Annotated in this window: 12 protein-coding genes; 7 read left to right on the top strand and 5 right to left on the bottom strand. The window is 35.6% G+C overall.

What is annotated here, in order from left to right; translation table 11 throughout:
• Positions 1–7 precede the first annotated feature (7 nt).
• Positions 8–1,396: an argininosuccinate lyase gene (gene argH / locus EGX70_RS07185; RefSeq protein ID WP_123948049.1), complete on the top strand. Its 1,389-nt coding sequence runs from the start codon at positions 8–10 to the stop codon at positions 1,394–1,396.
• A 140-nt stretch (positions 1,397–1,536) separates the two neighbouring features.
• Positions 1,537–2,418: a class II fructose-bisphosphate aldolase gene (locus EGX70_RS07180; protein WP_001018987.1), complete on the top strand. Its 882-nt coding sequence runs from the start codon at positions 1,537–1,539 to the stop codon at positions 2,416–2,418.
• 83 nt (positions 2,419–2,501) lie between these two features.
• Here the strand turns inward: EGX70_RS07180 and EGX70_RS07175 are convergent, their stop codons facing one another.
• Positions 2,502–3,419: an L-lactate dehydrogenase gene (locus EGX70_RS07175; protein ID WP_000197060.1), complete on the bottom strand. Its 918-nt coding sequence runs from the start codon at positions 3,417–3,419 to the stop codon at positions 2,502–2,504.
• 238 nt (positions 3,420–3,657) lie between these two features.
• Between EGX70_RS07175 and rpmB the strand changes: the two genes are divergently transcribed.
• The 4 genes from rpmB (at position 3,658) to EGX70_RS07155 (ending at position 7,039) form a co-directional block, all read left to right on the top strand.
• The gene (gene rpmB / locus EGX70_RS07170; RefSeq protein WP_001140949.1) at positions 3,658–3,846 is read left to right on the top strand and encodes a 50S ribosomal protein L28; all 189 of its coding nucleotides are present in this window, start codon (positions 3,658–3,660) and stop codon (positions 3,844–3,846) included.
• 131 nt (positions 3,847–3,977) lie between these two features.
• Positions 3,978–4,343, top strand: coding sequence for an Asp23/Gls24 family envelope stress response protein (locus EGX70_RS07165; RefSeq protein ID WP_000216445.1), 366 nt, complete (start codon positions 3,978–3,980; stop codon positions 4,341–4,343).
• Positions 4,343–6,007, top strand: a complete 1,665-nt coding sequence (locus EGX70_RS07160) for a DAK2 domain-containing protein (protein ID WP_000036700.1) — start codon at positions 4,343–4,345, stop codon at positions 6,005–6,007. The genes EGX70_RS07165 and EGX70_RS07160 overlap by 1 nt, the downstream gene beginning before the upstream one ends.
• 147 nt (positions 6,008–6,154) lie before the next feature.
• The gene (locus EGX70_RS07155; protein WP_000052520.1) at positions 6,155–7,039 is read left to right on the top strand and encodes an SPFH domain-containing protein; all 885 of its coding nucleotides are present in this window, start codon (positions 6,155–6,157) and stop codon (positions 7,037–7,039) included.
• A 91-nt stretch (positions 7,040–7,130) separates the two neighbouring features.
• Here EGX70_RS07155 and EGX70_RS07150 read toward each other — a convergent pair whose 3' ends face one another.
• The 4 genes from EGX70_RS07150 to EGX70_RS07135 form a co-directional block, all read right to left on the bottom strand.
• Complete coding sequence (locus EGX70_RS07150) at positions 7,131–7,247, bottom strand: putative metal homeostasis protein (RefSeq protein ID WP_000818733.1); 117 nt, start codon at positions 7,245–7,247, stop codon at positions 7,131–7,133.
• A gap of 367 nt (positions 7,248–7,614) precedes the next feature.
• Positions 7,615–7,905: a hypothetical protein gene (locus EGX70_RS07145; protein ID WP_000768361.1), complete on the bottom strand. Its 291-nt coding sequence runs from the start codon at positions 7,903–7,905 to the stop codon at positions 7,615–7,617.
• Between the two features lie 341 nt (positions 7,906–8,246).
• Complete coding sequence (locus tag EGX70_RS07140; protein ID WP_000189496.1) at positions 8,247–8,987, bottom strand: amino acid ABC transporter ATP-binding protein; 741 nt, start codon at positions 8,985–8,987, stop codon at positions 8,247–8,249.
• Between the two features lie 9 nt (positions 8,988–8,996).
• On the bottom strand, positions 8,997–10,547 hold the full coding sequence (locus EGX70_RS07135) for an ABC transporter substrate-binding protein/permease (protein ID WP_123948047.1): 1,551 nt from the start codon (positions 10,545–10,547) through the stop codon (positions 8,997–8,999).
• A 135-nt stretch (positions 10,548–10,682) separates the two neighbouring features.
• Here EGX70_RS07135 and EGX70_RS07130 point away from each other — a divergent pair, with 135 nt between their 5' ends.
• A complete protein-coding gene (locus EGX70_RS07130) occupies positions 10,683–12,566 on the top strand; it encodes a DUF2207 domain-containing protein (RefSeq protein ID WP_000710516.1) in 1,884 nt (627 codons plus the stop codon).
• Positions 12,567–12,590: the final 24 nt, after the last annotated feature.

Here is a 12,590-nt window from a genome sequence, read left to right as displayed (position 1 = left end):
TAAGAGGATGACAAAAAATCATAAGTTATGGGGTGGTCGTTTTGAAAGTAGTCTTGAAAAATGGGTTGAAGAGTTCGGTGCATCAATCAGTTTCGACCAAAAATTAGCTCCCTATGATATGAAGGCTTCTATGGCCCATGTCACAATGTTAGGCAAAACGGATATTATTAGTCAAGAAGAAGCAGGCTTGATAAAAGATGGTTTAAAAATACTGCAAGATAAATACAGAGCAGGTCAATTGACTTTTAGCATATCAAATGAAGACATTCATATGAACATAGAGAGCTTATTAACCGCTGAAATTGGAGAAGTAGCAGGTAAGCTTCATACTGCACGTTCACGAAATGATCAAGTGGCTACAGATATGCACCTTTATTTGAAAGATAAATTGCAAGAAATGATGAAGAAATTGCTTCATTTACGAACAACCTTAGTTAATTTAGCAGAAAATCATATCTATACTGTTATGCCAGGGTATACACATTTACAACATGCTCAGCCGATTTCATTTGGACATCATCTAATGGCTTACTATAATATGTTTACGCGTGATACAGAGCGATTAGAGTTTAATATGAAACACACCAATCTATCACCATTAGGAGCTGCTGCTCTAGCAGGGACAACGTTTCCTATTGACCGCCATATGACAACTCGTTTATTAGATTTGGAAAAACCATATAGTAATTCGCTTGATGCTGTCTCAGATCGTGACTTTATCATAGAATTTTTATCCAATGCTAGCATTTTAATGATGCATTTATCACGTTTTTGTGAAGAAATCATTAATTGGTGCAGTTATGAATATCAATTCATCACATTATCAGATACTTTCTCTACAGGATCATCTATTATGCCTCAAAAGAAAAATCCTGATATGGCAGAATTAATTCGAGGGAAGACAGGCCGTGTTTATGGAAATTTATTTAGTTTACTAACTGTTATGAAATCATTGCCGTTAGCTTATAACAAAGATTTACAAGAAGATAAAGAAGGGATGTTTGATAGCGTAGAAACAGTCAGCATAGCTATTGAAATCATGGCTAATATGCTTGAGACAATGACTGTGAATGAGCACATAATGATGACCTCAACGGAGACTGATTTTTCAAATGCAACAGAATTAGCAGATTATTTAGCAAGTAAGGGGGTACCTTTCAGAAAAGCACATGAAATTGTAGGTAAATTGGTTTTAGAATGCAGTAAAAATGGTTCTTATTTACAGGATATACCTTTAAAATATTATCAAGAAATTTCAGAGTTGATAGAAAACGATATCTATGAGATATTAACTGCAAAGACAGCAGTTAAACGAAGAAATTCATTAGGAGGAACGGGGTTTGACCAGGTTAAAAAACAGATCCTATTGGCACGTAAAGAATTGAAAGCGGAATGACTGCTTTCTGAAAAAACCCTCGTTTAACTCTGTTAAGTTTCTCACGTATTTTCAGTAAAAAACTAGCATTTTTTATAGAATTGTGCTAGAATTAACATGTAAGTGGGCAACGCCCAAAAAATAAATAGGAGGCCTGAATAATGGCAATCGTTTCAGCAGAAAAATTCGTCCAAGCAGCTCGTGATAACGGCTATGCAGTAGGTGGATTTAACACAAACAACCTTGAGTGGACTCAAGCTATCTTGCGCGCAGCAGAAGCTAAAAAAGCTCCAGTACTTATCCAAACTTCAATGGGTGCGGCTAAATACATGGGTGGTTACAAACTTTGTAAACAACTTATTGAAACTTTGGTTGAATCAATGGGTATTACTGTACCAGTTGCTATCCACCTTGACCACGGTCATTACGATGATGCCCTTGAGTGTATTGAAGTAGGTTACACTTCAATTATGTTTGATGGTTCACACCTTCCAGTTGAAGAAAACCTTGAAAAAGCACGCGAAGTTGTTGCTAAAGCACATGCTAAAGGTATTTCAGTAGAAGCTGAAGTTGGTACTATCGGTGGTGAAGAAGATGGTATTGTCGGTAAAGGTGAATTAGCACCAATCGAAGACGCTAAAGCTATGGTTGAAACTGGTATTGACTTCTTGGCTGCAGGTATCGGTAACATTCATGGACCATACCCAGCAAACTGGGAAGGACTTGACCTTGATCACTTGAAGAAATTGACTGAAGCTGTTCCTGGTTTCCCAATCGTGTTACACGGTGGTTCAGGTATTCCTGATGATCAAATCCAAGAAGCTATCAAACTTGGTGTTGCTAAAGTTAACGTTAACACAGAATGTCAATTAGCTTTCTGTCAAGCAACTCGTGACTACGCTGTTGAATTCAACGCTAATGAAGCTGAATACATGAAGAAAAAACTCTTTGACCCACGTAAATTCTTGAAACCTGGTTTCGATGCAATTACAGAAGCAGTTGAAGAACGTATTGACGTGTTTGGTTCAGCAAACAAAGCATAATTAACATAAACAGATAATAGTTAAAAGCTCACTTATGGTGAGCTTTTTTTGGATTATATGACTTTTTATTAAATAGATACTCTTTAAAGATTGATATGCTTAAGATAATTTCGAATAAATGCCGCTGAATCTGTGAGTTGTTGCTCTTCTTTTGGGCTTAGTGAAAGAGAAATTCTTTCTACAATTCCTACTCTACCAATAATAGCTGGATATCCAAGGTAAACCCCTTCGGACTCATAGAAGGTAGATACAGGTAGTAACTCATGGGAATCATTTAACACAGTTAAAACGATGCGGACAGCTGCGGTAGCGATACCATAACTAGTATATTTTTTACCAAAAAAGACAGTGTGCCCGCCTTTTAAAGAAGCTTCTTTTATCTGTTCTAATTCTTCTGCTTTTAATAGTGATATAGCTGGTTGTCCTTTTACAGTTACCTGACTCCAAGCGACAAATTGGGAGTTACCATGCTCTCCTAGATTATAACCACCGATACTCCTTGGATCAACTTGTAGGCGTTGACCAAGCACTCTTTTCATCCGAGCAGTATCCAATAAGGTTCCTGTTCCGATAACGCGTGATTTAGGAAATTGAGTATATTCTTGATAAAGCTGGGTAATGGCATCAACAGGATTAGTAACGACAATAAGGATCCCTCTAAAACCAGATGATTTTAACTTTTGGCTAACGTCGTAGACTTCTTTACTGGTAAATGGTAGTTCAGCAAAGCGATTAGCTTCTTTGTTATTCTGTAGTGAAATATCACCTAAGGCTGAAATCACAACATCAGCATCTGACAACGCGTCATAGTCGTTTAATACTAGATTAGCGTGATAAGTAGCATTTGCCAGAGCATCTTGAAAATCAATCATATCAGCATTAACCTTATCAACATTAGTATCAATAAAGACATAATCATCACCAATACCTTGTGCAATAAGAGCGTGTGCAACAGTTGATCCAACGTGCCCCATGCCTATAATTCCAATTTTACGTGTCATATGAAACCTCCTTTGATTATTGTTGTCTATTATAATATTTTGAAAGAAAATGTAAACTAAAAAATGAATTAGAAGGAAGTGTGTCTTATTATAAAAAATATGTAAGCGATTTAGATAAAACAAATGAAAAAGTAATTTTGAAAAGAACTTGCTAGAAGAAGTAAGTTGTGATAGAATAGTCTAGTATGTGGTGCTAGCACATCCGTAAATATTGATCAATATAGGAGGAACTCGTAAAATGGCTAAAGTATGTTATTTCACAGGACGTAAAACAGTTTCTGGTAACAACCGTTCACACGCGATGAACCAAACAAAACGTACTGTTAAACCAAACCTTCAAAAAGTTACTGTTCTTATCGACGGTAAACCAAAAAAAGTTTGGGTTTCAGCTCGTGCGCTTAAATCTGGTAAAGTAGAACGCGTTTAATAAACTGAGAAAGCCTTAGGGCTTTTTTTAGTGTTTCTAAGGCTGATTTGATAGTTAGATGCCTCTATTTTTTTACAATAATAGTGAGATATGATAGAATAGAGTGATAAAAACTTTTTGAGGTAGTAGATATGACTGTAAAAATCAATACAAGAGATGGTCAAATTGAACTCTCTGATGACGTTATTGCAACTGTCGTTGGAGGTTCAGCAACGGAAATTTTTGGCGTTGTTGGTATGGCAAGTAAAAGTGCTATCAAAGATAACTTTCAAGCACTTTTGCGTAAGGAAAACTACGCAAAAGGTGTTGTTGTGAGGTCTAGTGAAGCGGGCATCGTAGTAGATGTTTATACTGTCATGAGTTACGGCGTCAAAATTAGTGAAGTTTCAAAAAATATTCAAGAGCGAGTGAAATTCAATCTCGAAAATCAGCTTGGTTTATCTGCTGATATGGTGAATGTTTATGTGCAAAGTATTAAGGTTGTAGGAGAAGATTAGTGTCAAAGATTACGACAAGTTTATTCCAAGAAATGGTACAAGCTGCCAGTACACGTCTGAGTAAACAGGCAGAGTATGTCAACTCATTAAATGTATTCCCAGTTCCAGATGGTGATACTGGTACGAATATGGGGATGACTATGGAAAACGGAGCCAAGGAAGTTTCGGACAAACCAGCGACGACTGTTGGAGAAGTTGGTCAAATTCTTTCTAAAGGTGTATTGATGGGAGCACGTGGAAATTCAGGTGTAATTACATCACAATTATTCCGTGGTTTTGGTCAAAGTATCAAGGATAAAGAAGAATTAACGGGTCAAGATTTGGCACACGCTTTCCAGAATGGTGTTGAAGTAGCTTATAAAGCCGTTATGAAACCAGTTGAAGGAACTATCTTGACAGTATCACGCGGTGCAGCTACCGCTGCTCTAAAAAAAGCTGAAGAAACTGATGATGCAGTTGAAGTTATGCGCGCAACTCTCAAAGGTGCTAAGCGTGCTCTTGCTAAAACACCGGATATGCTACCTGTTCTTAAAGAGGTTGGTGTTGTTGATTCTGGTGGTCAAGGACTCGTCTTTATTTACGAAGGTTTCCTCTCAGCACTGACTGGGGAATATATCGCATCAGAAGATTTTAAAGCAACTCCCGCAACAATGACTGAAATGGTTAATGCAGAGCACCATAAAGCTGTAGTAGGCCACGTAGCCACAGAAGATATTAAATATGGCTATTGTACAGAAGTCATGGTTGGTTTAAAGCAAGGACCAACTTACGTTAAGGAATTTAACTACGAAGAATTTCAAGGTTATCTTAGCAATCTAGGGGATTCTTTACTAGTTGTTAATGATGATGAAATTGTCAAGGTTCATGTTCATACAGAAGATCCAGGTCTTGTTATGCAAGAAGGTTTGAAATATGGATCGCTTGTGAAGGTTAAAGTTGAAAACATGCGTAACCAACATGATGCCCAAATGCAAAAGGTTGAAGTTGAAGAAACTGTCAAAGAAACTAAAGAATATGGTATTATTGCTGTTGTAGCTGGTGACGGTCTAGCTGAGATTTTTAAATCACAAGGTGTTGATTATATCATCTCTGGCGGCCAGACTATGAACCCATCTACAGAAGATATTGTAAAAGCGATTGAAAAAGTAAACGCTAGAAATGTTATTATTTTACCAAACAATAAGAACATCTTCATGGCTGCACAGTCAGCTGCAGATGTCGTTGATATTCCAGCAGCAGTAGTAGAGACACGTACAGTTCCACAAGGATTTACTAGCTTACTTGCTTTTGATCCTGCTAAGTCTCTTGAAACTAATGTAGCTGATATGACAAATAGCCTCTCAGATGTCATTAGTGGTAGTGTGACTTTAGCTGTTCGTGATACAACGATAGATGGCCTTGAAATTCATGAAAACGACATCCTTGGGATGGTTGATGGTAAAATTCTAGTATCTACACCAGATATGGAAAAAGCACTTAAAGACACTTTTGATAAAATGATTGATGAAGATAGTGAAATCGTGACAATCTATGTTGGTGAAGATGGTAAGCAAGCATTAGCTGAGACCTTGTCGGAATATCTTGAGGAAACTTATGAAGATGTTGAAGTTGAGATCCACCAAGGAGATCAACCTGTATATCCATACCTCATGAGCGTTGAATAATTGATAAAATAAAAAATTAGGAGAGATACTTCTAATTTTTTATTTTATCAGAGTTTCTATTTTAGTATGATAAAGCATCAGTATTTTGAAAATTTTGACAAATTGTGTTAGAATTGTTTTAAAACATTCATACAAAGGAGATTTATGATGTCATTAATTATTCTTACGGTTATTTTGGTTTTAGTGATTGTTCTGTTGATAACTTCTTTATACGTTGTTAAACAACAGACAGTAGCCATCATTGAACGCTTTGGTAAATATCAAAAGACTGCTACTAGCGGTATTCATATTCGTGTACCATTGGGTATCGATAAGATTGCAGCACGAGTGCAGTTACGTCTTTTACAGAGTGAAATTATCGTTGAGACAAAAACAAAAGATAATGTTTTTGTCACTTTAAATATTGCTACACAATATCGTGTCAATGAAAATAACGTTACAGACGCTTATTACAAATTAATAAAGCCAGAAGCTCAGATTAAATCTTATATCGAAGATGCTTTGCGTTCATCAGTACCTAAACTTACATTAGACGAGCTATTTGAAAAGAAAGATGAAATAGCCTTGGAAGTTCAACATCAAGTGGCAGAAGAAATGTCAACATACGGCTACATCATTGTTAAGACTTTAATTACTAAGGTTGAGCCAGATGCAGAAGTAAAACAATCCATGAACGAAATCAATGCTGCACAACGTAAACGTGTAGCAGCTCAAGAATTAGCGAATGCTGATAAGATCAAAATTGTAACTGCTGCAGAAGCAGAAGCAGAAAAAGATCGTCTACATGGTGTGGGTATTGCGCAACAACGTAAAGCAATTGTAGATGGGTTAGCTGATTCGATTCAAGAATTGAAAGATGCTAACGTGACATTGACAGAAGAACAAATCATGTCTATCTTGTTAACAAATCAATATTTAGATACTTTAAATACATTTGCTATTAATGGTAATCAAACGATTTTCTTACCAAATAACCCAGAAGGTGTTGAAGATATTCGTACACAAGTTTTATCTGCTCTTAAAACAAGATAATGAACTTTTTATAGAAGCAAAATAACCAGAGCATTTGCTCTGGTTATTTTGTGTCTGACTTATTTATTATAATTGGAGAGACGGAAAAAAGTTATTTTTTACCGTAACGTTTGTACTCATGAATGATTTTCAGAGCACGTTTTCTAGTTTTAATGTTAGGACTTTTAAGTCTGCGATAGGCTGACGATAGGTCTGTTTTTTCAGCCATGATTACCTCCTATAGACAATTTATTAACGTTAACAGACACCAGTATACCACAAAAAAATTAACTGGTAAAGTACTTTGTTGATAAATTTAAAAATAAATAGCAAAGTAATTAAATATCAATCAAAAGTAATAAGTTCAAAGATATATTAAACCTTTATTAATGAGGTTTGGATTTGACAAGTGATGTTAAGTGAAAGATGAATGAGGAAAATACCCAACGAGAAAGTAGCTAATGGCTATCATTGTGCATATAAAAAAACGATCGATGAGTGATCGTTTTTCAGCAAACTAAATAATTATTTTTAATGTAATTGAATGAAAATTTATACTTGTGAAAGTGTATCGGTTAAGTTAATAAGGTCAGTTTTTATTTATCGTAAGCACTTAGGAAGTGTTTTGGAGCATACCCACGAGAGTAGATAAATCCGGCATCGCGTGAAGGATAGCTTGATTCAGAAGGCGCATACCCACGAGAGTAGATAAACCCGGCATCGCGTGAAGGATAGCTTGATTCAGAAGGCGCATACCCACGAGAGTAGACAAATCCGGCATCACGTGAAGGATAAGACACTGTGTCTGCCTTCGCAAGACTTGCTAAAGTAGCTAATAATAGAGTGACAGCTGAAGCTGCTGTTAAAACACTGATTTTAAGTTTCATTATAAAATCCTTTCAAAGATAATAAACTATTCTTGCACAGTGGTTAGTTCATTTTGTGCATACTATATTATATCATCAAAAGCTCATTCGAACAACATGTTTTTAATTTTAAACAAATATATGATTAATCAAATATCGCTTAAAATTAAAAAATGAGATTTAGTAACTTATTTAATAGTATACAATCCAATAACGACTGTCTAATTTGATCTATAGTTGAAGCTAGTCGTGGATTTCACTAAAGATGTAGCAATAAAAATTCCCCTCCAGTTCCATTGCAATGATGACAATGACAAAACCTGTAGGGGTATAAATAGTCTATATTTAAATGTGAATAAATTTTATTTTAAGAAGCGTTGTAGAAATTCCTTAGTTCTTTCTTGTGTTGGATTTTCGAAAAGTTGTTTAGGAGTACCCTGCTCTGCAATGATTCCTTTGTCCATGAAAATAACGCGGTCTGATACTTCTTTAGCAAATTCCATCTCGTGTGTCACAATTATCATTGTTAATCCAGATTTAGCTAGATCTTGCATTGTTTTAAGGACCTCACCAACCATTTCTGGATCCAAGGCTGAAGTTGGTTCATCAAAAAGTATAGCTTCTGGGTTAACAGAAAGTGCTCGGGCGATTGCGACACGTTGCTTTTGCCCACCTGATAATTGTTTTGGTTTAGCTTTCCAATATTGCTCAGTCATGCCAACAGCATTTAAGTTTTCTTTAGCAATCTTTTCAGCTTCTTGGCGTTCACGTTTTAGAACAGTAGTCTGTGCGACAATAGCATTCTCTAAGATATTTAAATTTTCAAAGAGGTTAAAAGATTGAAAGACCATCCCAAGTTTTTCACGATAATTATTTAAATCATAGCCTTTTTCAAGAACATTGTGACCGTGATATAAGATTTCTCCTCCACTTGGTTCTTCTAAGAGGTTAATAGAACGTAGGAAAGTTGATTTTCCTGATCCAGAAGAACCAATGATAGAAATAACTTCGCCTTTGTTGACCGAAAGCGAAATATCTTTTAACACTTCATTGCTTCCGTAAGATTTTTTCAAATGTTTAATTTCTAAAATAGCTTGTGTCATACCAACCTCCTAGACTTGTAATTGATTCGCACCGGTTGTGTAATTATCTGAATCAAAACGTTTTTCAATGTAACGTAAGATACGTGTTACGGTGAAGGTTAAGATGAAGTAAATAATCGCAATAATGGTGAATGTTTGGAAATATTGGTAGGTTTGTGTTGCAACAGTATTACCAGAGAAGTAGAGTTCGACAACAGAGATAACGTTCAGTACAGAGGTATCTTTGATATTGATAACAAACTCATTACCAGTAGCTGGGAGTATGTTACGTACAACTTGTGGTAGAACAATTTTTCGCATGGTTTGTCCGTGGGTGAAACCAAGTGCAGTTGCGGCTTCAAATTGTCCTTTATCAACAGAGAAAATACCACCACGTACAATTTCGCTCATATAAGCACCAGTATTGATTGAAACAATAAATATAGCTGCTAGTGTACGGTCCAGCGAAACTCCAAAAGCTTGTGCTGTTCCGTAGTAGATAACCATCGATTGTACAATCATAGGTGTCCCGCGGAAGACCTCAATATAGATGTTAAGTAACCAACCTAATAATTTTTGTAAGGCAGCCTTTAACTTATTGTCAGATTTTGGTGCTGTACGGAAAACACCGATGAGAAGGCCGATAAATAATCCGACGATTGTTCCTACCATAGAAATTAGGAGGGTTGTAGCTGTTCCTCTGAGGAATTGAGAACCATTGTTTTTTAAAATAGTTGCCATCTGTTCAAAGAAGTTTGGTTTCCCATTTTTTCCTTTTTTAACGGATGGCTGTTCTTTAATCATCTTATCCATCAAGGCGATTTGTTTATCTCTAGAAATGCTTTCGAGAACTTGATTAACTTGATTAATACGATTGTCACCTTTACGCATCCCAACAGAAATATTTGTATCGGCATCAGATGTTTTAAACCCTTGGTGCAGTTCAATCATTTTTAATTTAGGATTAGCAGTTTGAGCGGAAGTTGCATCTGGACGTTCTGAAACATAGGCGTCTACAACACCAGATTCTACAGCTTGTCTTAATTGATTGAAGTCCCCCATGGCAACTTCTTTTTTGACACCATTGATTTGATCAATGAGGTTGTATAAGTAGACTCCTTGTTGGGCAGTTACTTTAGCATTTTTGAAATCACTAATATTTTTAGCATTAGTATATTTTCCTTCAGCATTAACAACTAGAGTAGGTTCTGAAATGTAGTAAGGCTTTGAAAAATTAATTTCTTTTTTACGTTCTTCGGTAGGACTCATTCCTGCAATAATCATATCGAGTTTTCCAGAAGTTAGTGCTGGAACAAGGCCTTCCCATTTTGTTTTGACAACAACAACTTTTTTATTTAACTTTTTAGCTAACTTTTTAGCGACTTGTACATCATAACCATTAGCATATTGATCAGTTCCTTCAATAGGAACTGCACCATTTGTGTTATCATTTTGTGTCCAGTTGAAAGGAGCATAGGCTGCCTCCATACCGACACGTAGATATTCATCTGCTTGTATACTTGTCATACCTCCAAAGGTGATAAGCAAAGCAGTGAATAAACTTAGTAATATTTTTTTCATTCAACAGCCTCCGATAAGTTACTTCCTCCTATTTTACCGAAAAACAAGGTCGATTTCAATATCATTATCTTATTGAAAGCGATTAATTGTATTTTTATGTTAAAATGGTATACAAACAAAGGAAGGAGGATGATAATGAAGAAATGTTTTTTGGCTATTTGTTTAGCTCTTAGTTTTTTTATGGTTTCAGTTCAAGCAGATGAGGTGGACTATAACATTCCTCATTATGAGGGTAATCTAACTATTCACAATGATAATAGTGCTGATTTTACAGAGAAGGTTACTTACCAATTTGATTCGTCCTATAATGGACAGTATGTCACATTAGGTACGGCGGGTAAGTTACCTGACAATTTTGATATTAATAATAAGCCACAGGTTGAAGTTTCAATTAATGGTAAAGTAAGGAAAGTTAGTTACCAGATAGAAGATTTGGAGGATGGCTACCGTTTGAAAGTGTTTAATGGTGGTGAAGCAGGTGATACTGTTAAAGTCAATGTTCAGTGGAAACTAAAAAATGTTCTATTTATGCATAAGGATGTTGGTGAACTTAACTGGATTCCTATTAGCGACTGGGATAAAACGTTAGAGAAAGTAGATTTTTGGATATCAACTGACAAAAAGGTTGCTCTTTCTCGTCTTTGGGGGCACTTGGGTTATCTTAAAACTCCTCCTAAAATAAGACAAAATAATAATCGTTACCATTTGACAGCTTTTAATGTAAACAAACGATTAGAATTTCATGGTTATTGGGATAGATCTTATTTTAATCTACCTACAAACAGTAAAAATAATTACAAGAAAAAAATTGAATATCAAGAGAAGATGATAGAGCGTCATGGTTTTATCCTAAGTTTCTTGTTAAGGATATTATTACCTTCATTCTTTATTATTGTGACACTATTCATCTCAATTAGGGTGTTCCTGTTTAGAAAAAAAGTTAATAAATACGGGCAATTCCCTAAGGAACATCATTTATATGAAGCACCTGAGGACCTTTCACCACTAGAGTTAACTCAAAGCATTTATAGTATGAGTTTTAAAAATTTTCAAGATGAGGAGAAGAAAACTCACCTTATCAGTCAAGAACAACTCATTCAGTCAATTCTATTAGACTTGATTGATAGAAAAGTATTGAATTATGATGATAACTTGTTATCTCTAGCTAACTTAGATAGAGCTTCTGATGCAGAAATAGATTTTATAGAGTTTGCTTTTGCGGATTCTACGAGTTTGAAGCCAGATCAACTCTTTTCTAATTACCAATTTAGTTATAAAGAAACACTACGTGAACTGAAAAAGCAGCACAAGGCTTCAGATCTGCAAACTCAAATGAGACGCCGAGGAAGTAATGCCTTATCAAGAATTACGCGTCTCACAAGGTTGATTTCTAAAGACAATATAAACTCTCTTAGAAGAAAGGGAATTTCATCCCCTTATCGTAAAATGTCTTCAGAAGAGTCTAAAGAATTATCTAGGTTGAAAAGATTCAGTTACCTATCACCTCTTATTTCTTTTGTTGTTATAATTTATACGCTTTTTTTAAATTATTTTACCTATTTCTGTATCTATCTCTTATTGTTTGGTGTTATCCTGTTGTTGAATAAAATCATTTTTATGATGACAAGAAAAATAAGTAACGGTTATATTGTAACTGAAGATGGAGCAAGTCGTGTCTACCAATGGACTAGTTTTAGGAACATGCTAAGGGATATCAAATCGTTTGATCGTTCAGAGTTAGAAAGTATCGTATTATGGAATCGAATATTGGTTTACGCTACTTTATTCGGCTACGCTGACCGTGTTGAGAAAGTACTCAGAGTGAACCAAATAGATATTCCAGAAAGATTTGCAAACATTGATAGTCATCAATTTGCGATTTCAGTCAATCAATCTAGTAATCATTTTTCAACGATAACTGAAGATGTTAGTCACGCTTCTAATTTTAGTGTTAATTCAGGCGGTTCTTCAGGTGGTTTCTCAGGCGGCGGAGGCGGCGGAGGTGGTGGTGCCTTCTAATTTTCCAAAAGTATGGTATAATAA

The organism is Streptococcus sp. FDAARGOS_522 (assembly GCF_003812445.1).
Lineage (GTDB): Bacteria > Bacillota > Bacilli > Lactobacillales > Streptococcaceae > Streptococcus > Streptococcus agalactiae.
This window is presented reverse-complemented; position numbering and strand designations above follow the sequence as displayed.